Genomic DNA, 25,684 nt, shown 5'->3' with positions numbered 1-25,684 from the left:
TATGAACGAGATGAAGTCGCTGAAGGTGTTGGACCGGTTCCGCAGGCTGTTCGAACAAATGGGAGTGGACTATCCCGTCATGCGCCGCATCCTGCAGGTGAAGCTGGCGATGGATGCCCGGCGGGTGCCCACCATTGTCGGAAAATCTCGAAAGGGCGCGGATCGGGCGAAAGACCGTTTCGGGCGGGAGAAGGAGAAAAACCAGTTTTTTGCCTCGCTATGGCTTTACCTCATTTTTGGGGCGCTGGGTTCCGTGATCGTGGCGGCGGGGGACAACTTTCTGTTTCAGGCAAGCATACTGTTTGGCATTATGATGTTTATGATCATGACTTCGATGATTTCCGATTTTTCCGCGGTGCTGCTGGATATCCGGGACCGGAGCATTTTGGCGGTCAGGCCGGTGAACCGCCGGACGATCGCCATGGCCAAAGCGCTGCACATTTTCTTCTACCTTTTCTTTTTGACCGGCGCGATTGCGGTGGTGCCGCTGGCCGTCGGGCTGTTAAAGCACGGGATCGGGTTTGCGCTGTTGCTGCTGCTGGAACTGGTGCTGATGGATCTGCTTATTGTGGTCATCACCGCGCTGCTGTATTTGGGGGTGCTGCGATTTTTCGACGGCGAAAAGCTGAAGGACATCATCAACTATGTACAGATCGGGTTGACGATCGGCATCACGGTCGGGTATCAGCTGGTGATCCGGCTTTTTGATTTTACCGGCTTGAACATGGTGTTCCAGCCAAGATGGTGGCAGTATTTCATCCCGCCGATCTGGTTCGGAGCAGCGTTCGAGACAGTGCTGCATCCGGGGAACGGATGGCCGTACATGGCCTTAGCCCTGTTGTCTCTCCTCGTGCCGCTGGCCGCCTTTGCCTTATATCTGAAATTGGCGCCCGCCCTGGAAAGGAATTTGCAAAAGCTTGCTGAGCCGGGACGGCGGCGCGGACAGCGGACGGGAACCGCATTGAAGCGGCTGGCCGATTGGCTGTGCCGGGACCCGCAGGAGCGGGTATTTTTCCGGTTTGCCTGGTCGATGCTGGGGAATGAGCGGGAGTTTAAGCTTAAAGTGTACCCGACGCTGGGGTTTTCGATTATTTTCCCGTTTATTTTTCTGTTTACCGACGGCTTCGAAAACGGTCTTCAAGGGCTTGCCGGAACCCGCAAGTATTTGTTTATTTATTTCTGCGGGTTGATGCTGCCTACCGTCATCATGATGCTGCGATATTCCGGCAGCCACAAGGCCGCCTGGATTTACCGGGTGCTGCCGATCCGGGAGGAGGGGCCGATATACAAGGGTGCGCTGCTCGCTTGCCTGGTTCGTCTGCTGCTGCCTTTGTTCGTGCTGGAAAGCCTGATTTTCGCGCTGTTGTTCGGGGCGCATATCGTTCCCGATCTGGTTGTCGCCGGCCTGGCGATGCAATTGTTCGCCATCCTGTGCTTTGCCTATTTGCGCAAAGGGCTTCCTTTCTCGGAGCCGTTTGAGGCCACGCAGCAAAGCGAAGGATTGAAGCTACTGCCGCTTATGTTCCTGCTTGGCGGCATGGGACTTCTGCATTGGACGGCAACCACCGTTCCGTTTGGCGTTATCGTCTATGCATTATTGCTGATTATCGCGATTTGGCTGGGGTGGAGAAGGGTGTTTGCTCCAGGGGCGCTCGCAAAAGGGAGGGCGGAGTATTGAGGGGTGGAAGGCTGCAATCGGAAAAAGAAGGGCCGCGGATTCGCCGCGAGCAGATGACGGTGGCGCTCATGATTTCCCTTTATTGCCGGCAGCGGCATGGGAAACGGGAACGGACCAGCCGGGACGAAATCGCGGCCGAATCCGTTCCCGGCTTGTGCCCGGAGTGCGCGGAGCTGCTTAGGTACGCCCGGGAGCGGCTCGCCCGCTGCCGGTTCGGGGAAGACAAAACGACCTGCCGGGCGTGTGCGGTCCACTGCTATGCGCCTAAACAACGGGACACAATCCGCAAAATCATGGCTTATGCCGGACCGAAAATGCTATTGCGGCATCCGATATTGACGGTCCGGCACCTGTTTGACGATAGGAAGTGAGTATTATTGCGGTAAAATGCTGCTTAGCACATCGTCGATCATGTTTCCGTTGGCGATCACGCCGGTGTACAGCCAACTGGAGTCGGCGCCGAATTCGTACACATGCCCGCTCTTTACCGCCGGAATTCCCGACCATATCGGATCGGTCTTCATTTCTTCCATGGTGATGCCGGCGCTTTTAATGATAAACAAATAATCCGCACTGAGTTCCGCCAGCTTCTCTTTGGAAATCGGATTCCAATTGGCGGTGGCGGACGCGGAGATCTCCTTCACGGCCGCCGGCACTTGCAGGCCAAGGTCGCGGTAAAGCACATCACCGCTTGATAGCTGTTCATGAACAACATAGGTGTTTTTGGCGCTGACCCAAAGCACGGCCGCCGAGGCCTCCCCGACCTCCTGATGGAGCTTTGCTTTGGCCTCGCTTGCTTTCCGTTCATATTCATCCAGCACCTTGCGGCCTTCTTCCGATTTATTCAGAATATCGGCTACGGCAAGCAATTCCTGACGCCAATCGTTGTTTTTTCCCGTACCGATAACATAGGTGGGCGCGATTTTGGCGTACTGCCCATATTTGTCGCCGCTGGCCATCTCCGCGCTGTCCATAATGATCAGATCGGGCTCAAAGCTAATTACGGCTTCATAAGGAAGCTCGGAAGGAATCGTAGGAACATCCTGCAAAGCGTATTGCAGATACCTTTGTACGGATTTGCCGTCGCCCACGGACCATTGCGCTATCGGTTTGACGCCCAGCGCGACCAGATGATCCTCCAGGTACGAAGCGAGGATGCGCTGCGGATTTGCCGGGACCGATACCTCATGGCCCAAGGCGTCCTTGACCAGGCGTTCGCCGGATTGATTTTGCTGTTCGGACGTGCTGTTAACCCCAGTTTGCTGACCTTCATTCGTCGTTGCCGGGGCGGATTTTCCCGCGCACGCGCCTAACAGCAAGACCAGGCTAAGCAGGACCGGCACTAAAGCGTATTTCGTTTTTTTATTCATCTCCTAAAGCCCCCCACTACTCCCAACGTGATAATGATTATTATTATCATTTAAAATCATCTATGGCGCAACCTTTTTCCAAAAATAAAAGTGCGACAAGTATGTCACAGGAATGTCAAAAATAAATCCGTGGCAAAAAAACGAGCAATGACGCGGGTTTGCGGCTCTTTTTTTGCCTTTGTGACATACATCATGTGATTTCCGTCACAAAATTATTACATTTAGCGGCGTTCGTTTTCATCAATGAGTGCTAGAATTCACATTAGATAATAATTATTCGAAAGTAGGGGATGAAATGTTGGATCCGATTCTGCTTGCACGCCTTCAGTTTGCGGTGACGACGATTTTCCATTTCTTCTTTGTGCCTCTGTCCATCGGTCTGGTGCTGCTCATCGCGATCATGGAAACGATGTATGTCGTGAAGGGCAAAGAAGAATACAAACGGATGGCCAAGTTCTGGGGAAAACTGTTCCTGATCAACTTTGCGGTTGGGGTTGTGACGGGGATTCTTCAGGAATTCCAGTTCGGCATGAATTGGTCGGATTATTCGCGGTTCGTAGGGGATGTGTTCGGCGCGCCGCTCGCGGTTGAAGCGTTGTTCGCCTTCTTTATGGAATCGACTTTTATCGGACTGTGGATCTTCGGATGGGATCGCCTGTCCAAGAAAGTGCATCTGCTGTGCATTTGGCTGGTGGCTTTGGGGACGACGGTATCGGCGTTCTGGATTTTGGCGGCCAACTCGTTTATGCAACGGCCGGTCGGTTTTGAAATTAACAACGGCCGGGCGGAAATGAACGACTTCTTCGCGTTGATCGGCAACGGGCAGCTGTGGGTGGAATTCCCGCATACCGTGCTTGGCGCGTTTGCCACTGGCGCGTTTATGATCGCCGGGATCAGCGCGTATAAGCTGCTGAAACGCCAGGATACGTCCTTTTTCAAAAAATCGTTTGCGATCGGCATCATCGTTGCTTTAATCGCTTCGTTCGGCACGGCGTTGTTCGGTCACCAGCAAGCGCAGTATCTGGTCAAAACGCAGCCGATGAAAATGGCCGCATCCGAAGGCCTTTGGGGCAAATCCGGCGACCCTGCGCCTTGGACGCTGTACGCGCACATTGATTCGGGTGGCGGGAAAAACGATTTTGAAATCAAAATCCCTTATCTGCTCAGCTTCTTGTCTTACAGTAAATTTTCCGGCGAAGTAAAAGGAATGCACGAGCTTCAGGCCGAATATGAACAATCATACGGGCCTGGGGATTACATTCCGCCGGTGCGGACGACCTTCTGGAGCTTCCGGATCATGATCGCCGCCGGCTGTCTGATGATTCTGCTTGGACTTTACGGCACGTATCTGGCTTGGCGCAAAAAGCTGGATCGTCCGAACAAATGGTTTTACCGCGCGATGTTGTGGTCGATCTCGCTGCCGTTTATCGCCAATACGTCCGGTTGGATCATGACGGAATTCGGCCGTCAGCCGTGGACGGTATTCGGCCTGATGCAGACGAAGGACAGCGTATCGCCGAGCGTCACCGGCGGGCAAATTTTGTTCTCCCTGATCGCGTTTACGCTGATTTACGCGGTGCTTGGAGCGGTGATGGCCTACCTGTTCGTCAAGGTTATCAAGAAAGGGCCGAATGAGGACGGCGCCGGTGCCGACCATTCGACGGATCCATTCGGTAAGGAGGGTTATCATGCTGTCTCTTAATGAGCTGTGGTTTATCCTTGTCGCGGTGTTGTTCATCGGTTTCTTCTTTTTGGAAGGTTTTGATTTCGGCATCGGAATGAGCACCCGGTTTTTGGCAAAAAATGATATGGAGCGCCGGGTTCTGATCAACTCGATCGGACCGTTCTGGGATGCCAACGAGGTGTGGCTGCTGACGGCGGGCGGCGCCATGTTCGCCGCTTTCCCGAACTGGTACGCCACGATGTTCAGCGGATATTACACCCCGCTTGTCGTGCTGCTGCTGGCGCTGATCGCCCGCGGGGTTGCGTTTGAATTCCGCGGCAAGGTCGGCAGTGAGAAATGGAAGTCGACCTGGGACGGCGCGATCTTCCTCGGCAGCCTGCTGCCGCCGTTCCTCCTCGGCGTAGTGTTCGCGGGCCTGATGAAAGGCCTGCCGATCGACGGGGACATGGAAATGAAGGCCGGCCTGTTCGATATGGTGAACATCTACACGCTGGTCGGCGGTATTACGGTTGTCATGCTGTGCCTTGTGCACGGCCTGCTGTTCGCCTCGCTGCGCACGACGGGAAGTTTGCAGGAGCGGGCTCGCAAGCTGGCGCATAAAATGCTGATTCCGCTGGCGGTATTGTTCGTTCTGTTCGGCGTGTTGACCTACTTCCAGACGGATGTGTTCCAAGTCCGCGGCTTGGTGCTCGGGCTGGTAGGGGGGCTCGGCGTTATCGCCTTTGTGCTGGGAGGATGGTTTATCTCCAAGCAAAAAGACGGCTGGGCGTTTGGCATGACCGGAACGATGATCGCCCTTTCGATCGCGGCGGTGTTTATCGGGTTGTTCCCGCGTGTTATGGTCAGCTCGATCAGCGAGACGTTTTCGCTCACGATTCAGAATGCGGCCTCAGGGGCTTACTCGCTGAAGGTCATGACGATTGTGGCTTTAACCCTGCTGCCGTTTGTGCTGGGGTATCAGATTTGGAGTTATTTCGTTTTCCATAAACGCGTACACGAAAAGGAGCATTTGGAATATTAATGGGACGCGGTTTGATGAAATTTCCAGGGGTGCGGCCGGTCATGGCGATCATGGCCCTGCTGACCCTGCTTCAGAGCATTGCTATCATCGGGCAGGCTAAATGGCTGGCGGAGATCGTCTCCGCCCTGTTTGCCGGCGCCAAGCTGCAGGAACAAGCCGGCGGGGCCGGTTTGTTCCTGCTTGCTTTTATGGTGCGGCAAATTTGCGCGTTGACGATGCAGAAGATGGCCTACCGCTTCGCGGAGGAGACAGGGCGGGACCTGCGGGGGCAGGTGCTGGAGAAGCTGTTCCAGCTGGGTCCGCGGTTCACCGGGACCGAAGGCACCGGGAATCTGGTAACCCTGGTGCTGGAGGGCGTCGCCAAATTCCGCAATTACCTGGAGCTGTTTCTGCCGCGGATGCTGGCGACCGGGCTGACGCCGGTGCTGATTTTGGCTTACGTATATAAGCTGGATATCGCTTCCGGGGTCATCCTGACGATCACGATGCCGATTTTGATCGCGTTTATGATTTTGCTCGGGCTGGCGGCGCGGAAGCAAACGGAGCGGCAGCTCAAATCGTACCGCGTGCTGGCGAACCATTTCGTCGATTCGCTGCGCGGCTTGGAGACGCTGAAATTCCTCGGGCGCAGCAAATCGCATCAGCAATCGATCGCCCGGGTGAGCGATTCCTACCGCTCGGCGACGATGCGCACACTGCGGGTGGCCTTTTTGTCCTCGTTTGCGCTCGACTTCTTTACGATGCTGTCGGTCGCTTCGGTGGCGGTCAGCCTCGGGCTGCGGCTGGTGAATGGGGAAATGGTGCTGCTGCCCGCGTTGACCGTGCTGATTTTGGCGCCGGAGTATTTTTTGCCGGTGCGGATGGTCGGGGCGGACTTCCACGCCACCCTGGACGGGAAGGAAGCGGGCGAGGCGATGCAGGCGATCATCGCGGCGGCGGAGAAGGAGGCGGCCAAGGCGGCGCCGGTGCCGGAAGGCGTGGCCTGGGCGTGGACGCCGGACAGTACGCTGGCCTTGCATGGCGTGGGCGTGATCCATGAGCGGGAGGCCAAGGCCTCGCTGGAGGATGTCCGGCTGTCGCTCCGCGGCATGGGCAAAATCGGCATCATCGGCGAAAGCGGGGCCGGAAAGTCGACGCTGATCGACGTGTTCGGCGGGTTTTTGCGGCCGACGTCCGGCAGTTTTGAGCTGAACGGCAGCGCGTTGGGCGATTTGGCGGCCGCGGGCTGGCGGGAGCAAATCACTTATATTCCGCAGCATCCGTATATTTTCAGCGGCAGCTTGGCCGATAATATAAGTTTTCATGCGCCCGGGGCGGCGCGCGGGGATGTGGAGCGGGCGGCGGTGGCAGCCGGACTCGGGGAATTGGTGCGCAGCTTGCCCGGCGGGCTGGACGAGCCGATCGGCGGCGGCGGGCGGACGCTGAGCGGCGGCCAGGAGCAGCGTGTGGCGCTGGCCCGGGCTTTAGTCAGCAAGCGGCCGATTATTTTGCTCGACGAGCCGACGGCCCATTTGGACATCGAGACGGAATACGAGTTGAAGGAAACGATGCTGCCTTTGTTTGAAGGGAAGCTTGTGTTGCTGGCGACGCACCGGTTGCATTGGATGCGGCAGATGGACCGCATTATCGTCATGGAGCAGGGCCGGGTGGCGGAGACGGGAACGCATGACGAGCTGATGAAGAAACGGGGCGCTTATTACCGGATGGTTGCGGCGCAGCGGGAGGAGATCGGATGAAGCGGGAGTCTTGGATTAGCCCTTATTTTCGCATATACAGCGGACGGTTTGCCCTTTATTTGCTCCTCGGCGTGCTTACGCTGCTTTCCGCCGGCATGCTTATGTTCACCTCCGGTTTTCTGATCTCGAAGTCGGCGCTGCAGCCTTACAATATTTTGCTGGTGTACGTGCCGATCGTCGGCGTGCGCACGTTTGGGATCGGCCGGGCGGTCATCCACTATGTCGAGCGGCTGGTCGGGCATGATACAGTGCTGCGGATTTTGGCCCGGATGCGGGTGCGCCTGTACCGGATATTGGAGCCCCAGGCCTTGTTCATCCGTTCCCGCTACCGGACGGGGGACATTCTCGGAGCGCTGGCCGACGATATCGAGCAGCTGCAAAACGTGTACATCCGCACCGTGTTCCCGAGCCTGGTCGCTTTGATTTTGTATGCTGCGGCTGTGATCGCAATGGGATTTTTTGATGTGACGTTCGCTTTGCTGCTGGCGGGGTACATTTTTGTTCTGGTGGCGGTGTTGCCCTATGTGACGCTACGGCTGACCCGGCGGACCAACGAGGAGGTCAAACGCGAGCGTGGCGGGCTGTACCGGACCTTGACCGACGCCGTTATGGGCATCGGCGATTGGGTAATCAGCGGCCGGGCGGACGAATTCCTGGCCTCCTACGAGCGGGATGAGGCGGCCGTGGCCCGCAAAGACCGCAAGCTGCGGGCGTGGGCGCGCTGGCGGAGCCTGATCGGCCAGTCGGTCGTCGGCCTCGCCGTCGTCTCGATGGTGTACTGGGCCGGCGGGCAGGCTGCGTCCGGGCAGATCGCCGCCACGCTGATCGCCGCGTTCGTGCTGATCGTGTTTCCGCTGGCGGACGCGTTTTTGCCCGTCTCGGACGCGGTGGAGCGCATCCCGCAGTACGGCGTGTCGCTGGAGCGGCTGGCGCGGATCGAGGACGGCTCGGGCGCGGCTTCGGCAGCGGCTGTTGAGGCTGAAGCCGGGGGCGGGGGCGGTGCCTCCGTGGCTGGAGCCGGGGCCGCTGGCGGTGCTGTGGCGGCAAACGCCGGGGCCGCTGGTGATGCTGCCGTGGCAAACGCCGGAGCTGTAGGCGCTGCTCCTGCAGCAGGCGTATCCACCGCCGCTGGCGCAACCATCGCGGCTGGCGCGACCACCGCCACAAGCGCCGCTGAAGCTGCTAGCGGGGCCTCCGCCGGCGGTTCAGCCTCCGCCGCAACCGCGGCCGGCCGCGACACGGCTCGGGATGCCGCTCATGCCGTCCATATTCGGCTGCAGGGCGTGCGCTTCGCGTATGCGGCGAACGACGCCAATTCCGTGGACGGCGTGTCGCTGGACATCCCGCAGGGCAAGCGGGTTGCCGTGATCGGCCGCAGCGGCGCGGGCAAGTCGACGCTGCTGAAGCTGATCCAGGGGGCGCTTGCCCTGGGCGAAGGGACGGTGACGTTTAACGGCATCCCCGCCGCGGCCTTAGGCGAACGGATGCCGGAGTACGTGTCCGTCCTCAATCAAAGCCCCCACCTGTTCGATACGACGGTGGCGAACAACATCCGGCTCGCCCGGCCGGAGGCCGCGGACGAGGAGATCCGCCGGGCCGCGCAAGCTGCGCAGCTGGGCCCGCTGATCGCGGCGCTGCCGGAGGGCCTGAACACGCCGATGCGCGAAACGGGCCAGCGTTTCTCCGGCGGCGAACGGCAGCGCGTAGCACTGGCGCGGATCTTGCTGCAGGACACGCCCGTGCTCATCCTCGATGAGCCGACCGTAGGGCTCGATCCGCGCACGGAGCGCGAGCTGCTGGCGACGATCTTCCGCACGACGCAGGGCAAAACGCTGATCTGGGTGACCCATCATCTGGTCGGTGCGGAGAAGATGGACGAGATTATTTTTATGGAGCATGGCCGCATCCTGATGCGGGGCACCCACGCCGAGCTGCTCAAGTCCGAACCGCGCTACCGCAATCTGTACCGGTTGGACCGGCCGGAGGATTAACGGTTCGGCACTCCAGGGCATTCCAGTCTTCCGCTAACGGTTGTAATCGCCGTTATTTAGCCGAAAAGACGGGGATCCCATTTCTAACGGTTGCGAGAGCGCTTATTTGGGTGAAAAAGGCCCGAATCTGGTCAAAAAGGCAAAATAAGCGCTGAGGCAACCGTTAGAATGACGGCCGCTCGGAGGGGCTGCGTCTTTCTAGTCGTCAAGCGCCGTTTTTGGTTTTGAGCCAAAACAGCTCAGCCAGGAAATCGGAGTTTGACAGCCGAATACCGGAGCGGCCAACTGTGGTATAAACCCAGCCTTCAAAATAGCGGAACTTTATGTCCTTATTACCCTGAGCCTAGCGTGTTCACCCCCGTTAGCGGAACTTTATGTCCTTATTTCCCTATGAATGTCCCAGAACACAGGCATCCCCTTACTTTTCGAGAAAATAGCGACATAAATTTCCTTTATTTCTCCCCAGTTGACTGATATCGCCGGAATAACGCCATTTTTTGTGCTTATGTTTTTCGCTGAAATTTCTCAAACAGCCTGGTTCTAGTGGCTGCCTAGTGCGTAGCTAGTACCTGTCTATTACCTCCCTAATGCCTGCCCAATATGCAGGTTTTTCTTTATATTTCCGGCTCCATTTCCTGAAGTCTATGCTTCCGTTTCAGACACTTCCCTTATATAATGGAGATTAATATATTTACACGGAATGTAAGGGATAGCTGTGGGCAACAACGCCAAGACTGCTGACGGCCAAAGAGAAGGCTCTATCACGAAACATGCGGATTCGGCTTTTCTTGAGGCGTCTGGAATAGGGAGGGGATGGCATGGAACTAAGGCAAATCCAATACTTCATCGAAGTGGCCAAACTTGAGCATGTGACGGAGGCTTCGTACGCTTTGCATGTTTCGCAATCGGCGGTCAGCCGGCAAATTTTCAAGCTGGAAGCGGAGCTGGGGGTGGACCTGTTTATCCATGAAGGACGCAAGGTCAAGCTGACGCCGATCGGAAGGCTGTTTTTAGGCCATATGGAACAGTTGATGAAAGTCATCGACCACGCCCGTCAGGAGATCGAAGAATATTTGGACCCCGAGCGGGGGACTGTGCGCATCGGCTTCCCCAGCAGCTTGGCGGCACGGATGGTTCCGGCGGTCGTTTCGGCTTTCCGCAAAAAGTACCCGTACGTGCATTTTCAGCTGCAGCACGGCTCGTACAAAGAACTGATGGATTGGGTCATCGAAGGCGAGATCAACCTGGCGGTGATGGGGCCGGTGCCGCAGCAGGAGCCGCAAATCAACGGCGAAATTTTGTTCCGGGAAAAATTCGTGGCGCTCCTCCCGGCCGGACACCCCTTGGCCGACCAGCCCTCTTTACAACTAAGCGATTTGAAAAAAGACGTGTTCGTCTTATTCCCCAAAGGTTTTATCCTGCGCGATATCGTGGTGAAGGCTTGCGCCAATTTGGGGTTTCAGCCCAAAGTCGCTTTTGAAGGGGACGATCTGGATGCCATCAAGGGGCTGGTCTCCGCCGGCCTTGGTTTGACGCTGCTGCCGGAAATCGCGTTAAGCGAGCAGATTCCGCCGACGATTGTAACGGTGCCGATCAATGAACCGCAGGTCACCCGGGATGTTGGGGTGATCGTTCCGGCGGGGCGCGAAATGGCGCCAACGGAAAAGCTGTTTTACGAATTTCTTAAGGAGCTTTCGCCCCAGGCGCTAGGTTATATTTTTCCCTGATTTTCCCAAAATATAAAATTTTCAATAATTGAGGGCCGTGAAAATTATCACTTTCATGGTCCTTTTTTATAAAAAATATGGTACAATTTATTGGGACTGTTGAAGGTTGAGATGTGCCTTTTTTCACTAACAAAAATGGTTGGGGAAAGAAAAGGTTGGAACACTAAGCAACAAGTAAGTCATTCAAGACCTATTGCAAAGGAGAATCGGAAATGTCAGAAACAATTGCAGAAACGAAGACGGAACAAGGCGGCGCCTTGTCTGCCGGTCAGCAGGAGCGTGAACTTCTGGAGCAGCTGTTGAAGCCGGAAGTTCAAGAGTCCTTGAACGTGCTGGTTGAGCAGCTTCCTAAATTAACGGAAATGGTCGGCACGCTGACCCAATCGTATGATTTTTTCAAATCGCTATGCACGGACGAAGTGCTGAAAAATGATATGATCGGCGGTTTCGCGGAGGTAGCCGGACCGGTGGTAGGCACGGTGAAAAACGTAGCCGCCAACGTCATCGAAGCCAAAGAACGGGCTGATGAAAGCCAGGAGGTTATCGGCTTGTTCGGTCTGCTTAGAATGCTCAAGGATCCGCAGGCGCAGAAGCTGTTTCGCTTTGTAAACGCCTATCTTCAAGTCTCTGGTGCACGGGACAGTCAACAAAAATAACGGAGGACAACAACCATGGCTAAAGAAATTGTAATTTTAGGTGCCGGTTACGGCGGTGTGCTTACTGCCTTGACCGTTCGCAAATATATGGACAGATCGGAAGCACAGGTGACGGTGGTTAACCAATACCCGACACATCAGATTATTACGGAGCTGCATCGCCTGGCTGCCGGCAGCATTTCCGAGCGGGCGGTGGCGCTGCCGCTGGATAAGCTGTTTAAAGGAAAAGACATCGATCTGCGCATCGCCACGGTCAAGAGCTTTTCGGTAGATAATAAAGAAATTAAGCTCTCCGACGGTTCGACCCTAACTTATGACGCGCTGGTGGTCGGGCTTGGCAGCAAAACGGCTTACTTCGGTATCCCGGGGCTGGAGGAGCACAGCATGGTGCTGAAATCGGCCGACGATGCCAACGCGATTTACAAGCATATCGAGGAGCGGATCAGCGAATACGCCAAGTCCGGCAATGAAGCGGACGCCACGATCCTGATCGGCGGCGGCGGTTTGACCGGCGTCGAGCTGGTTGGGGAAATCGCCGATCAACTGCCGAAGCTGACGAAGAAATACGGCGTGGACCGCGAAGCGATCAAGCTGCTGCTTGTTGAAGCGGGTCCGAAAATTTTGCCGGTGCTGCCGGATGACTTGATCGAACGCGCGACGGCGAGTCTGGAAAAACGCGGCGTGAAATTTTTGACCGGATTGCCGGTGACGAACGTGGCAGGCAATGCGATCGATTTGAAGGATGGCCAAAAAATCGTAGCCAACACTTTCGTATGGACAGGCGGCGTGCAAGGCAATCCGCTCGTGGGCGAGTCCGGCCTGGAAGTAAACCGCGGACGCGCTTCCGTCAACGAATTCCTGCAATCCGTTTCCCATCCGGACGTGTTTGTGGTTGGCGACAGCGCGGTGTTTATGGGACCTGACGGCCGCCCGTATCCGCCGACGGCGCAAATCGCCTGGCAAATGGGCGAACTGACCGGCTACAACCTGTTTGCATTCCTGCGCAGCAAGAAGATGGAAGGGTTCGAACCGGTCAACTCCGGTACGCTGGCCAGCCTTGGCCGCAAGGACGCCGTAGCGACGATCGGCGCGAACAACACCAAGCTGCGCGGCATGACGGCTACAATGATGAAAGAAGCGAGCAACATTCGTTATTTGTCGCACATTAAAGCTTTGGACGCCTTGGCTTATTAATTTAGCCGGGCTTGACGAAACAAAACGCCCGGGACTTAAGAGTCCGGGCGCTTTTTTGAGATGAAGCGGGGGGGAAGTATGCTTGTCGGTGCTACTGGCGCTATTGGCGGAAGTCACACTCTACTCCAGGTTCAAGGGTTCAGGATTTTAACGGACATGAGCGACCTTATTTCGGCAAAATCAACAGTTTTCAAAATGTAACGGACACCACGGACCTTATTCAACATGAATTGGACCTGATGGGTGCGTTTGGAGCTGAATAACGTCCGTCGTGTCCGTTAGCTTGGGAAATAGCCGGGAAATAAGCAGATAGCGTCATCTCAGTCCGTTACGGGGTTAGAACGGGTGTCGAGTCCGGTCGCTAGGGGGGCGGCGAACGGCCAAAACCAAAAAACCGTCCGAATCCCGGACGGTTTTTTGGTTTATCTTAATTAAACAATCCCGTGCGCAAGCATCGCATCGGCGACTTTCAGGAAGCCGGCGATATTGGAGCCGACCACCAGGTTTCCGGGATGACCGAACTCTTCGGCAGCTTTTACGCTACTCAGATAAATATTTTTCATGATGCCTTTGAGTTTGGCGTCCACTTCCTCGAAGGTCCAGGACAATCTTGTGCTGTTTTGGGCCATTTCCAGGGCGGAGACGGCGACGCCGCCGGCATTGGCCGCTTTGGCCGGACCGAAGTAAACTCCGCTGTTCAAATATACCTCGATCGCTTCCAGCGTCGAAGGCATGTTGGCGCCTTCGGCGACGAATTTCACGCCCCCGGCGACAAGCTGCTTCGCCGAAGATTCATTGATTTCGTTTTGCGTCGCGCACGGCAGGGCGATGTCGCAAGGGATGCTCCAGATGTTTTGATAGCCCTCATGATATTCGGCGCCCGGATGTTCGTTCACATATTCCTTGATCCGTTTTCTTTCGACTTCCTTCAACCGTTTAACCGTTTTCAGGTCGATGCCGTTCGGATCATATACATAACCGTTCGAATCGCTGCACGCGACCACCTTGGCTCCGAGCTGCTGCGCTTTTTCGATGGCATAAATCGAAACGTTGCCGGAACCGGAAACGACGACTGTTTTGCCTTCAAAGGTTTCGCCTTTGCTTGCGAGCATTTCCGCCGTGAAGTACACCAGACCGTACCCGGTCGCTTCGGTGCGCGTCAGGCTGCCGCCGTACGTCAGGCCTTTCCCCGTCAACACGCCGGTTTCGCTGCCGTAAAGGCGTTTGTATTGGCCGAACATGTAGCCGATTTCCCGTCCTCCTACGCCGATATCTCCGGCAGGCACATCCATGTTGGGGCCGATGTATTTGGCCAGCTCGGTCATAAAGCTTTGGGTGAATCTCATGACCTCCAGCTCCGATTTGCCCTTGGGATCGAAGTCCGAGCCGCCTTTTCCGCCGCCGATCGGCAAGCCGGTCAGGGAATTTTTGAAAATTTGCTCGAATCCGAGGAATTTAATGATGCTGGCATTTACCGACGGATGAAAACGAAGCCCGCCTTTATAAGGCCCGATCGCACTGTTGAATTGAACGCGGAAACCGCGGTTTACCCGGACTTTGCCTTGATCGTCCACCCACGGCACGCGGAAGCTGATCAAACGCTCCGGCTCCACGATTCTTTCGAGGATGCCGCTTTTCTGATATTTCGGATGTTTGGCAAACACCGGAGTCAGCGAATCCAAAATCTCCTTCACCGCTTGATGGAATTCGTGTTCTCCCGGATTGCGTTTTTGCACGGTTTCATAAACTTCAGCCACGTAACGGCGCGCTTGTTCCAATACCTCGTTTTGCTGTGTAATCGCCACTTGGATCCACCCTTTCTCCCTAAAAACATGTTCTACTTTTCACGATATTTATGACCTTAATTGTAATATCTATGTCAGCTTTAAACAAAGCTAAATATAGATCAACTTTATGATTAATTGAGATCAACTCCGCCGTGCGGCCGCTTAAGCAGTGGATTTTTGCAGACAAAACAAGTGACATTACATAGTATGCACCAAATAACGGCCAAATCGATTAGGAATTTTGAAAAAGGAGGGGACGGCGATCCGGAGCATAAAAAAAGCGGAAGAACCTTTCGGTTTCTCCGCTTTTTTGGATTAGGATTGAAACGAGTTCCAGGACGTCACTTGATCTATGCCCAGGCGTGGAGTGGCGTGAGCCGGTTTGGCCGCTTTGCCGATGGCGATGAGGACAATCGGTTTGAGCGTTTCCGGAACCTCGAAGGCTTCGATGAATTTTTCCGGGTTATAGCCGCCCATCGGCACGGTGTCGTAGCCTTTCGCTTTGGCGATCAGCATCAGCTGCATGGAGATCAGGCCGGCGTCGAGCAAGTTGACCTGATGGAGCCGCTCGTCTCCCAAACCGCCATACATTTGCTGCAAACGTTCCACGAAATTATTTTTTATCTCTTCCGTCATCGCGCCCATCGCTACGGACTGGCTGTAGATCGCATCAGCCTGCTCGTAGGACTTCAGATCGCCAAGCACCGCGATAATAGCGGAAGCTTCAACGACCTGCTGCTGGTTGTTGGCGATCGGCAGCAGCTTTTGCTTCAGTTCGTCTTCGTCGATCACCAAAAACCGCCAAGGCTGCAAATTCGAAGAGGAAGGGGCGGAAAGAGAAAGCTCCAGCATTTCCTTCAATTCTTCCCGGGGGATTTTCACCGCCGGGTCATAAGCGCGAACCGAATGTCTTTCTCGAAGTACCGTATAAAAATCATTCAGATTTACTGTCTCTGCCGTACTCATATCCAATATCATCCTTTCTTTATAAAATGATCTCGATCACAGTATAAAGCCTAACTGTTAGTATTACAAGTACAGTTTCAAATGATACCGGTCAAATGCTGGATTCGGGGTGAACCTAAAAAAATATCCCCGCCAAGGCAAAGGGCCAAGGCGAAGGTTCAAGAGAAATCTATATGTTGAATTCGGAGGAACCGTAAGGTTATTGCAGCAGCGTAATCAGCATCGGGGCCACGCCCAACGTGAACAAGGCGGCCAAAATCATGGAGATGCTGGAGATCGTGCCGGTCAGCGAGCTCAGCTCAAACGCTTTGGACGTTCCGGTGCCGTGGGCGCTCGTGCCGAACAATACGCCGCGCGCCACTTCGTTTTCGATGCGGAACAGCTTCACGACCAGCGGCCCGAGCATCGTTCCGAGCAGTCCGGTAATAATGACGAAGACGGCTGTGATATTCGGCACGCCGCCAATGACTTGGGAGACGTTCATGGCGATCGGCGTCGTGATCGAACGGGGGATGAGACTCGTGATCAGATCGTTGTCCAGATGCAGCCACTCGGCCAGGAAGGCCGAAGAGAACATCGCCACCACCGAACCGGTCAGCACGCTGATGAGAATTTCCACCGCATGTTTTTTCAGGACATTGTAATATTTATAGAGCGGCACGGCAAAAGCGACTGTGGCCGGCTGCAGCATCGTGCTGAGCCATTTTCCCCCGGCCTGGTAAGTTTCGTAAGGAATCTGCGCCCACATCAGGCCGATGACCAGAAACAGCGGCGTAATCAGCAGCGGGGACAAATAAACTTTAGGCCGGATTTTATACAGCCGTTTGGCCAGGTAATAAATCACCAAGGTAAAAACAAGACTAAGCAAACCGGCGATCATGAGCTGTGACGCTCCTTTCGTTTGGAAATGCGGGAGGCGACAAGCCCCGAGCTGATCATGACGATCAAGGTGCTGAAAATGACGACGATCAAAATCCGCACGCCTTCGCTTTCCAGCAGCGGCATATATTTCATGATGCCAACGGCGGATGGAATAAAGAACAGCAGCAGCTCGGCAAGCAGCCAGTTTGCGCCTTGTTCGATCCACGCCAGTTTGACGATGTTGGTTTTTAATAAGGTAAACAATACGAAGATGCCCAAAATCGAACCGGGAATCGGCAGATGGAGCAGTTTCGCGATCTCGTTCATGGCAAAGGTAAATAAAAATAATATCACTACTTGGAACACGCCCTTGCCCATCGTTTTCATCGTATTCATAGTAAATCGCAGCTCCTTTCTGTCGTTTTCTGCATCGTTGGTAATGAAAATATTACACCGATTGTTTTCATGAGTAAAATGAATATACTGAATGAATAACATTCCAACTGGTTATCGATAGTTTGTGAAAGGAGAGGCTGAAATTTGGACATTCGGCAAATGCAATATTTGATCGAGGTTGCCCGTTTCAAAAGCTTTACGAAAGCGGCCGAGGCGCTGTATATTACCCAACCGACCATCAGCAAAACGATCAAAAGCATGGAAGACGAGCTAGGCGTTGTTTTGTTCGACCGGGTCGGCAAAAAAATCGAGCTCACCGATGCCGGTCAAATTATCGTAGGGCAAGCCCAGCAAATCGTCACTTCATTCCAAAACCTGATAGCGGAGCTAGACGACCTGCGGAATTTGAAAAAAGGGCATATCCGGATCGGGCTTCCGCCGATGGTGGGGGCCAGCTTTTTTCCGAAAGTGATCGGGCAATTTCACCAAAAATATCCGGACATTACGATCCAGCTGTTTGAGGACGGGGCCAAAAAGGTGGAGTCGGATGTGGTCGGCGGGGCGCTTGATGTCGGCGTCATTGTGCTGCCGGCGGCGGCGGAGGAGTTAAGCAGCTTTCCGTTCGTGGAGGAGAAGCTCAACCTGGTCGTGCACCCGTCCCACCCGCTTGCGGAGCGGAAGGCGGCGGAATTGTCCGAGCTGTCCCAGGACGGGTTCGTCCTGTTCCGGGAGGATTTTACGCTGCATGACCGGATCATCAACGAATGCGCCAGAGCCGGGTTCCAGCCTCATGTCATTTATGAGAGCTCGCAGTGGGACCTCATCAGTGAAATGGTGGCGGTCGGCTTCGGCATTACACTGCTGCCGGAAACGATCTGCCGCGAGGTGGATGACGAGCGCGTAAGGATCATTCCGCTGGTAAAGCCGGTCATTCCTTGGAAGCTGGGGCTCGTCTGGCGGGACGACCGCTATTTATCCTTTGCGACGAGGGAGTGGATCCGGTTTGCGCAGCGGGAGTTAACGTCACCCGGGGAAACCCTGGAGGAAGATCATGCATGATGGCACGGGCGGCAAACGATAATAATCCCTAAAATTTTCGTAATTAAATGGCATAATCTGTGATATTTGAACTTGTCCGTACCGAACCTGGAACGTTATAATTGCCTGATGTGTTTCGCAAATTTGAATTAGGGGACAGAACCTAATGCATTTATTCAGAAAAAAATCGATAACCTCCATGCTTGCGGAGAAAAAAGCGGCCGGCTCCACGCTCAAAAAGGAGCTTGGCGTGTTTGATTTAACCATGCTTGGCATCGGATGTGTTGTGGGGACAGGCATCTTCGTCCTCACCGGCGTTGCGGCGGCGCAGCATGCCGGACCGGGACTCATCCTTTCCTTTATTCTGGCCGGGATCATCTGCGCCTTTTGCGCGCTGTGTTATGCCGAATTCGCTTCGATGGTCCCTGTGTCGGGGAGCGCCTACACTTACAGCTACGCCACCTTCGGGGAACTCGTCGCCTGGATCCTCGGCTGGGATATGATGTTGGAATACGGCTTTGCCGCTTCCATGGTGGCCAGCGGCTGGTCGGGGTATTTTCAGGGCCTGGCCGCCGGGTTTGGCATTAACCTGCCGCACGCGCTCAGCAGCGCCTTCGATCCTAAAGCCGGCACCTATGTCGATGTTCCCGCCATTTTGATCGTACTGCTGCTCACGTTTATCGTTTCCCGCGGATCGAAGGAGTCGTCGCGGCTGAACTCGATCATGGTCATCGTCAAAATCGCCGTGATCGTGCTGTTTGTCGTTGTCGGCGCCTTTTACGTGAAGCCGGGCAACTGGACGCCGTTCATGCCGTTCGGATTCAGCGGCATCGTTACCGGCGCGGCGACGGCCTTCCTTTCTTATCTCGGCTTTGATGCCGTCGCCACGGCCGCCGAGGAGGTGCGGAATCCGCAGAAGGATCTGCCGCGCGGCATCCTTTGGTCGCTGGCGGTCTGCTCGCTGCTGTACGTCCTCGTCACGGCGGTGCTTACCGGGATCGTTCCGTATTCGCAGCTAAACGTCAAAAATCCGGTCGCCTTCGCCCTGCAGTACATCGACCAGAACTGGGCGGCCGGGTTTATTTCGCTGGGGGCCATCGTCGGTATAACGACCGTGCTGTTTGTGCTGCTGTTCGGCCAAAGCCGGCTGCTGTACGCGATCGGCCGCGACGGCTTGCTTCCCGGAAGGCTGGCCCGGCTTAACCCCCGGACCGGGGTCCCCTCCGTCAGCATCTGGACGACCGGCATCGTGGTCGCGGTGTTAGCCGGTCTGGTTCCGCTCGGCAGGCTCGCCGACTTGGTCAGCATCGGCACGCTGTTTGCTTTTATTACGGTATCGCTTGGGGTTGTCATTTTGCGCCGGACCCGTCCGGATTTGCCCCGTTCGTTCAAGGTACCGCTGGTGCCCCTGATCCCGCTGCTGGCGGTGTTGACTTGCGGCTATTTACTGGTCAGCTTGCCCCGGATCACTTGGATCGCTTTCGTCGTTTGGATGATTTTCGGATTAGGCGTGTATGTGCTGTACGGTTATAAGCACAGCAGGCTGTCCGGTTCGGAGGGCCGGCAGACGGACAACTAATTGCATATTTCCCGCAGTACAGGCAATAGTAAACGAGAGCGCTGCAGCTAGGATTTTGGAGAATAAGGAGAGAATGCTCTGTGAGATTGGCCTTGATCTGCACGGTAATGATCAGCATGCTGCTTGGCCCTGCGGCATCGCAAATCGTTTACGCCGATTCGCCTCACCATTTCGGGTTCAAAAAAAGCGTAGACGGAAGTCTCCCTTCCATTAATGAGGAGGGATTCAAAGAGATCGTCGATAAACACGGGGCTATTTTTCTCGGGGACACCTCCCGGAAGGAACTGTTTCTCACGTTCGACAACGGTTACGAAAACGGGTATACCGCCCCGATTCTCGACACGCTGAAAGTGAAGAAAGTGCCGGCGATCTTTTTCGTGACAGGACATTATGTGAAAGATCAGCCCGAGCTGCTAAAGCGGATGGTTGCCGAAGGGCACCTCATCGGGAACCACTCCTGGAGCCATCCGGATATGACCGCGATATCCGACGAGCGAATTCGCGACGAATTGGAGCGCGTCAAGCAGGAATCGGCGAAGGTGACCGGACGTCAGGAGATGAAATACCTGAGGCCGCCCCGCGGTATTTTCAGCGACAGAACGCTGCGGGTGACGAAAGAAGCGGGTTACATCAACGTATTTTGGTCGGTGGCCTACAAAGATTGGGACGTAAATGCCCAAAGGGGCGCCGACTACGCGTATCGGCAAGTGGTTTCCCAGCTTCACCCCGGTGCGGTGATCCTGCTGCACTCCGTGTCCAAGGACAACGCCGCGGCTTTGGGCTCCATCATTGATGAAGCCCGGCGCCAGGGCTACGAATTCAAAAGCTTGGAAGAACTCCGCCAGGACGGCGAGACCGGGCAATAATGGAAAAAGATCGTATCGGCAATGGGGACAAGTCTAGCTCTACAAGCCCGCCGGTACGATCTTTTTTTGCCCTTTTGGTTCGGGCATGGCAGAGGGCGAAGCGCAGGCAAAGAGGGGAGGAGAAGAGGGAACTGGGGGCTAAGGGACACCAGAGCCGTTATTTGAGGAAAAACGGGAGTTTGCAAATTGTAACGGACACAGAAGACCTTATTTACCTCAAATCGTCCTGAATGAACGGGTTTAGAGTGAAATAGGGTCGCCTGTGTCCGTTAGGCTGGGAAATACCCGGGAAATGGGCGGATAAGGTCACTGGTGTCCGTTAGAGCAGCGTCCAACGTCCAAAGTAGAAGTTAGAGCCATTAAGAGTGTAACAAAGACGCCAGCACCCGGTAGGTTTACCCCGGCAGGCGTCTTTTTCTTTCTAATATATGGAACCTCGGGCTCGCTTGACTTTCATCATGAGCAAAATTATAATTAGCTTTACTAATAAATAGGTATCCTAATTATTAAACCATGAAAACAAATGGAAGGCAGGAGGTGATCACCGGTGCATTCCAGCGATAATTCGCAGGCGCATAAGCTTATGCTAGCGCTGCACCGTCTGCGGAGACTGGATATGAATAAGATGGCGCCGTTAACGTTCAAACCAAGCGAATTCAGACTGATGTATTCTATTCTTCAAGGGCTTGAACAGGAGCCGCGGGGCATCACCGTCTCCGAGCTCAGCACGAGGATGGGAGTGGCTTCGCCCACCGTCACGCCGCAGATTCGCAGCCTGGAAGAACAAGGGTTTGTGCATCGCTATAACGATCAGGAGGATCGCCGGGTCGTGCGCGTCAAGCTGACGGAGCAAGGCCATCAGGCATTTCGCACGGCGGCGGAGCATCGGTCCCAACAAATTCAAAATTTATGCGATTTTTTGGGCGAAGAGAAGAGCAACCAATTGATCGAACTGCTGCACGAGGTACACCGGTATTTCGAATCGCAGATCAATCAAAATAAAACCGAGTGACTCGGATATGTGGAGATGATGGATTTGATCAAACTTTTCCGCTATTTGAAACCATACCGCTGGCTGGTCGCCGGAGTGCTCGCCCTCGTCTTTCTTCAGACGTTGTCCGAGCTGTACTTGCCGACGCTGATGGCCGATATCGTGGATATCGGGGTCGTCAAAGGAGACACGCCGTATATCTGGCGGGTGGGCGGATTTATGCTGCTTGTGGCGCTGGGCGGGATGGCCTGTTCGATCGGAGCGAGTTACTTCTCGTCCAGGGCGGCGTCGGGATTCGGCAAGCTGCTGCGTGCCAAGATGTTTAACCATGTGTCCAACTTTTCGCTGGAAGAGTTCGACAAAGTGGGCACCGCTTCGCTGATCACCCGGACGACAAACGATATTACCCAAGTTCAGCAGGTGCTGATCATGATGATGCGGATGATGGTGATGGCGCCGCTCATGTGTTTGGGCGGGATCATCATGGCTGTATCGAAGAACGCCGAATTGTCCCTGGTGCTGGTGGTCGTGCTTCCGGTGCTGGCCGGGGCGATCTGGCTGATCGCCGGCAAAGGGATTCCGCTGTTTAAGGCGATTCAGAAAAAAATCGACAAGCTGAACCTCGTCATGCGCGAGAGCTTGACCGGCATCCGGGTTATCCGCTCGTTCAACCGGACCGATTACGAGAGCAAACGGTTTGACGCGGCCAACCTCGATTTGACGCAAACCTCGATTCGGGTCAATAAAATTATGGCCTTTATGATGCCGATTATGATGCTGGTGATGAACCTGTCTTCGGTGGCGATCATTTGGTACGGCGGGCTGCGGATCGATGCCGGGGAAATGCTGGTAGGGGACCTGATGGCTTTTCTGCAGTACGCGATGCAAATCATGTTTTCGCTCGTCATGGTCTCGATGATGTTCGTCATGGTTCCGCGCGCGTCCGCTTCCGCCGTCCGGATCAACGAGGTGCTGGACATGGTTCCGGAGATCAAGGATGCCGACGTGGCGGCGGCGATGTCCGAGCAAAAAGGTTATGTGGAATTTCAAAACGTCTCCTTCAGCTATCCCGGGGCCGAACAACCGGCGGTGCAGGACATTACGTTCAGCGCCAAGCCGGGCGAGGTGACCGCGATCATCGGCGGAACGGGCTCCGGGAAATCGACGCTGATCAGCTTGATTCCGCGGTTTTACGACGTGGATGAAGGACGCGTGCTGGTGGACGGCGTCGATGTGCGGGAGATGAAGCAGGAGGAACTGCGGCGTAAAATCGGCTTCGTTCCGCAAAAAGCGGTGTTGTTTTCCGGCACCATCAATGACAACATCCGCTACGGCAAGGAGGACGCGACCGACGAGGAGATCCGGTACGCGGCCGGGATCGCCCAGGCGGGCGATTTTATCGCCGAGATGGAGCATGGCTACGAATCGGTGATCGCCCAAGGGGGCACCAACGTGTCAGGCGGGCAAAAGCAGCGGCTTTCCATCGCCCGGGCGCTCGTTCGGAAGCCGGAAATTTACATTTTCGACGACAGCTTCTCCGCCCTCGACTTTAAAACGGACGCGAAGCTGCGCGCCGCCTTGAAGCAAGAGACCGGGGAAGCGACGGTCATTATCGTGGCCCAGCGGGTGAGCACCGTGCTTGACGCCGACCGCATCATCGTCATGAACGAAAGCCGGATCGCCGGCATCGGCAATCACCGCGAACTGATGGAAACTTGCGACGTGTATAAAGAGATCGTTTATTCACAGCTTTCGGAGGAGGAGATTGCATGAGTCAGGAGCAACAAGGCGCGGGCGCCTCTGGGCAGCCTGCCGGCAGACCTCCGGGGCTGAGAGGACACGGTCCGAGACACCCCGGGCCGGGCGGACCCGGCGGACCGGGCATGAGCATGCCCGCCGAGAAAGCGAAGGACTTCAAAGGGACTTTAAAGCGGCTCATCCGTTATTTGCGGCCGCATAAATATCAATTGGCAGCCGTGCTTATCATGGCGGTTGCAAGCACCGTGTTCAGCATTCTCGCCCCGGATGTGATGGGGCAAGCAACGACCAAACTGTTTGAGGGCCTCATGGGAAAAATGAAGGGGATTCCCGGAGCTGCGGTCGATTTCCACGGCATTTGGCTGATTGTGATGAACCTGCTGGCACTTTATGTTCTAAGCGCGCTGTTCGGCTATGTTCAACAATACCTGATGGCCGGCGTCGCGCAGAAAACGGTGTACGATTTGCGCCGCGATGTGAACGCCAAGCTGAACCGATTGCCGCTGAAATATTTCGATGCCCGGACACACGGTGAAATTCTGAGCCGGGTTACGAACGACGTCGATAATATCAGCAACACCTTGCAGCAAAGCTTGACCCAATTGATTACCTCGGTGCTGACGATTATCGGCGTCATTGTGATGATGTTAAAGATCAGCCCGCTGATGACGCTGATTGCCGTGCTGACGCTGCCGCTCAGCGTGGTGGCGATCACCCAGGTCGCCAAACGGTCGCAGAAGCAGTTCGTTCGTCAGCAGGCGGAACTGGGCCAACTTAACGGACATGTGGAAGAAATGTATACCGGCCACAAAATCATCAAAGCGTTCGGCCGCGAGAAAACGTCGCTGAGGCAGTTCGATGACATTAATGAGCGGCTGTACACGGCAGGCTGGAAGGCGCAGTTCATTTCCGGCGTCATTATGCCGATCATGAGCTTTATCGGGAACATCGGTTATGTACTGGTCGCGGTGGTCGGCGGTATCCTCGTCACTCGGGGGTCCATTAAAATCGGTGATGTGCAGGCCTTCATCCAATACGCCCGCCAGTTTACGATGCCGATTACGCAAACGGCAAACATTGCCAATATCATTCAATCAACGGTCGCTTCGGCGGAACGCGTATTCGAAATTTTGGACGAAGAAGAGGAAGTGCCGGAATCGGCCCAGCCGAAGGTGCTCAAGGAGCCGCGGGGCGATGTGGCCTTCAATCACGTGAAGTTCGGATACGATCCTCAGCATCCGCTGATCGAAGACATGAACATAGGCGTATCGCAGGGGCAAACGATCGCGATCGTCGGACCTACCGGGGCCGGCAAAACGACGCTGATCAACCTGCTGATGCGGTTCTATGAAGTGGGCGATGGGGCGATTACCGTGGACGGCGTCAACATCGCGGAGATGAAGCGCGGCGACCTGCGCAGCATGTTCGGCATGGTGCTGCAGGACACGTGGCTGTTCAACGGCACGATCCGCGACAATATCGCCTACGGGCGCGAAGGCGCAACCGAAGCGGAAGTGGTGCGGGCGGCTAAAATGGCGTACGCCGATCACTTTATCCGCACGCTGCCGGACGGGTACGACACCATCCTGAACGAGGAAGCTTCCAATATCTCGCAGGGTCAGAAACAGCTGCTGACGATCGCACGGGCGATTTTGGCCGATCCGGCCATCCTGATTTTGGACGAAGCGACGAGCAGCGTCGACACCCGGACCGAGGTGCAGATCCAGAAAGCGATGAACGAGCTGATGAAGGGCAGAACGAGCTTTGTCATCGCGCACCGTCTCTCGACGATCAGAGACGCCGATCTGATCCTCGTCATGAACCACGGTTCGGTCATCGAAAAAGGCACGCATGAACAATTGTTGGCCCAAAAAGGCTTCTACGCCGATTTGTACAACAGCCAGTTTACGAAAGGCAGCTTTGAGCCGGAGGCGGTGTAAAAAGGCTATAATTTAAATATCCTATAAACTAGTAGACGATTCTGGAGATAACGTTAGCATGATGGCAAGTGGAGACATGAGAAAACGGCAAAACTAGTCTGTTGAAGATCTCGGGTGACAGCATAAAGGAAAAAAAGGGCGCTATTTCAGCCGATACCCCCATGTTGCGTGCAATAAAGGAATTTTATGGCGCTATTTTCACGATTTAGTGGCGAAAGGGATGGCGTAAAATAAGTTGTGTAAGGACAGGTTAGTCTATCAAACGACAAAAAAGTAGGGTATGCTTGGGATTGCGAAGTCACCAAGGAGGAACCCTACTCAATGACAACTATACAACAAAACTCGTTCACAGAACAACTCGAAAATACAATGCAAAGTTTTCTAAAAGAAAAAATTGAAACTCTTTTAAAGGAGGAAATTAAAAATTACTTACAAGTAGAGCACC

At 55.0% G+C, this 25,684-nt stretch carries 20 protein-coding genes and 1 pseudogene; 16 read left to right on the top strand and 5 right to left on the bottom strand.

All coding sequences use genetic code 11. The features are described from left to right. Window position 1: 1 nt before the first annotated feature. The gene (locus tag EHV15_RS05770) at window positions 2–1,678 is read left to right on the top strand and encodes a hypothetical protein (protein WP_128630402.1); all 1,677 of its coding nucleotides are present in this window, start codon (window positions 2–4) and stop codon (window positions 1,676–1,678) included. Continuing rightward, window positions 1,675–2,049 carry a nitrous oxide-stimulated promoter family protein gene (locus EHV15_RS05765; protein ID WP_281281598.1) on the top strand — a complete coding sequence of 125 codons (375 nt, stop codon included), beginning with the start codon at window positions 1,675–1,677 and terminating at the stop codon, window positions 2,047–2,049. The genes EHV15_RS05770 and EHV15_RS05765 overlap by 4 nt, the downstream gene beginning before the upstream one ends. A 3-nt stretch (window positions 2,050–2,052) precedes the next feature. Here the strand turns inward: EHV15_RS05765 and EHV15_RS05760 are convergent, their stop codons facing one another. Then, window positions 2,053–3,048 (bottom strand): ABC transporter substrate-binding protein, encoded by a 996-nt coding sequence (locus EHV15_RS05760; protein WP_128630401.1) that lies wholly within the window; start codon window positions 3,046–3,048, stop codon window positions 2,053–2,055. Window positions 3,049–3,343: 295 nt separating this feature from the next. Here EHV15_RS05760 and EHV15_RS05755 point away from each other — a divergent pair, with 295 nt between their 5' ends. From EHV15_RS05755 to EHV15_RS05725, 7 genes are all read left to right on the top strand, one after another. Continuing rightward, window positions 3,344–4,750 (top strand): cytochrome ubiquinol oxidase subunit I, encoded by a 1,407-nt coding sequence (locus tag EHV15_RS05755; protein ID WP_425464425.1) that lies wholly within the window; start codon window positions 3,344–3,346, stop codon window positions 4,748–4,750. After that, complete coding sequence (gene cydB, locus EHV15_RS05750; protein WP_128630400.1) at window positions 4,737–5,753, top strand: cytochrome d ubiquinol oxidase subunit II; 1,017 nt, start codon at window positions 4,737–4,739, stop codon at window positions 5,751–5,753. Before EHV15_RS05755 ends, cydB begins: the two co-directional genes overlap by 14 nt. Then, window positions 5,753–7,489 (top strand): thiol reductant ABC exporter subunit CydD, encoded by a 1,737-nt coding sequence (gene cydD, locus EHV15_RS05745; RefSeq protein ID WP_128630399.1) that lies wholly within the window; start codon window positions 5,753–5,755, stop codon window positions 7,487–7,489. Before cydB ends, cydD begins: the two co-directional genes overlap by 1 nt. Continuing rightward, on the top strand, window positions 7,486–9,480 hold the full coding sequence (locus EHV15_RS05740; RefSeq protein WP_128630398.1) for an amino acid ABC transporter ATP-binding/permease protein: 1,995 nt from the start codon (window positions 7,486–7,488) through the stop codon (window positions 9,478–9,480). The genes cydD and EHV15_RS05740 overlap by 4 nt, the downstream gene beginning before the upstream one ends. An 818-nt stretch (window positions 9,481–10,298) precedes the next feature. Then, the gene (gene gltC, locus EHV15_RS05735) at window positions 10,299–11,207 is read left to right on the top strand and encodes a glutamate biosynthesis transcriptional regulator GltC (RefSeq protein WP_128630397.1); all 909 of its coding nucleotides are present in this window, start codon (window positions 10,299–10,301) and stop codon (window positions 11,205–11,207) included. Window positions 11,208–11,419: 212 nt separating this feature from the next. Beyond that, the gene (locus EHV15_RS05730; protein ID WP_128630396.1) at window positions 11,420–11,863 is read left to right on the top strand and encodes a helical membrane plugin domain-containing protein; all 444 of its coding nucleotides are present in this window, start codon (window positions 11,420–11,422) and stop codon (window positions 11,861–11,863) included. A gap of 15 nt (window positions 11,864–11,878) precedes the next feature. After that, window positions 11,879–13,057 (top strand): NAD(P)/FAD-dependent oxidoreductase, encoded by a 1,179-nt coding sequence (locus tag EHV15_RS05725; RefSeq protein WP_128630395.1) that lies wholly within the window; start codon window positions 11,879–11,881, stop codon window positions 13,055–13,057. 431 nt (window positions 13,058–13,488) lie between these two features. On the opposite strand, the gene gdhA is transcribed toward EHV15_RS05725, so the two are convergent. The 4 genes from gdhA to EHV15_RS05705 form a co-directional block, all read right to left on the bottom strand. Continuing rightward, window positions 13,489–14,862 (bottom strand): NADP-specific glutamate dehydrogenase, encoded by a 1,374-nt coding sequence (gene gdhA, locus EHV15_RS05720; protein WP_128630394.1) that lies wholly within the window; start codon window positions 14,860–14,862, stop codon window positions 13,489–13,491. 297 nt (window positions 14,863–15,159) lie between these two features. Beyond that, window positions 15,160–15,810, bottom strand: a complete 651-nt coding sequence (locus tag EHV15_RS05715; RefSeq protein WP_128630393.1) for a nitroreductase family protein — start codon at window positions 15,808–15,810, stop codon at window positions 15,160–15,162. A gap of 199 nt (window positions 15,811–16,009) precedes the next feature. Continuing rightward, entirely contained in the window at window positions 16,010–16,690 is a 681-nt protein-coding gene (locus EHV15_RS05710; RefSeq protein ID WP_128630392.1) for a CidB/LrgB family autolysis modulator, read from the bottom strand. Next, a complete protein-coding gene (locus tag EHV15_RS05705) occupies window positions 16,687–17,058 on the bottom strand; it encodes a CidA/LrgA family protein (RefSeq protein WP_128635198.1) in 372 nt (123 codons plus the stop codon). The genes EHV15_RS05710 and EHV15_RS05705 overlap by 4 nt, the downstream gene beginning before the upstream one ends. Window positions 17,059–17,211: 153 nt before the next feature. Here EHV15_RS05705 and cidR point away from each other — a divergent pair, with 153 nt between their 5' ends. The 7 genes and pseudogenes from cidR to EHV15_RS37155 all read left to right on the top strand — a co-directional run. Further along, window positions 17,212–18,126, top strand: coding sequence for a cidABC operon transcriptional activator CidR (cidR, locus tag EHV15_RS05700; protein ID WP_178075776.1), 915 nt, complete (start codon window positions 17,212–17,214; stop codon window positions 18,124–18,126). A 145-nt stretch (window positions 18,127–18,271) separates the two neighbouring features. Further along, a complete protein-coding gene (bcaP, locus tag EHV15_RS05695) occupies window positions 18,272–19,684 on the top strand; it encodes a branched-chain amino acid transporter BcaP (RefSeq protein WP_128630391.1) in 1,413 nt (470 codons plus the stop codon). A gap of 107 nt (window positions 19,685–19,791) precedes the next feature. Continuing rightward, window positions 19,792–20,550 carry a delta-lactam-biosynthetic de-N-acetylase gene (gene pdaA, locus EHV15_RS05690; RefSeq protein ID WP_128635196.1) on the top strand — a complete coding sequence of 253 codons (759 nt, stop codon included), beginning with the start codon at window positions 19,792–19,794 and terminating at the stop codon, window positions 20,548–20,550. 547 nt (window positions 20,551–21,097) lie between these two features. Beyond that, complete coding sequence (locus EHV15_RS05685) at window positions 21,098–21,562, top strand: MarR family winged helix-turn-helix transcriptional regulator (protein ID WP_128630390.1); 465 nt, start codon at window positions 21,098–21,100, stop codon at window positions 21,560–21,562. 24 nt (window positions 21,563–21,586) lie between these two features. Then, window positions 21,587–23,314: an ABC transporter ATP-binding protein gene (locus EHV15_RS05680; RefSeq protein WP_128630389.1), complete on the top strand. Its 1,728-nt coding sequence runs from the start codon at window positions 21,587–21,589 to the stop codon at window positions 23,312–23,314. Beyond that, a complete protein-coding gene (locus EHV15_RS05675) occupies window positions 23,311–25,239 on the top strand; it encodes an ABC transporter ATP-binding protein (RefSeq protein WP_128630388.1) in 1,929 nt (642 codons plus the stop codon). The genes EHV15_RS05680 and EHV15_RS05675 overlap by 4 nt, the downstream gene beginning before the upstream one ends. 321 nt (window positions 25,240–25,560) lie before the next feature. Next, window positions 25,561–25,684: pseudogene (locus tag EHV15_RS37155) on the top strand (IS256 family transposase); the annotation flags it as partial.

The organism is Paenibacillus oralis (assembly GCF_003863965.1).
GTDB classification, from domain to species: Bacteria; Bacillota; Bacilli; order Paenibacillales; family Paenibacillaceae; genus Fontibacillus; species Fontibacillus oralis.
This window is presented reverse-complemented; position numbering and strand designations above follow the sequence as displayed.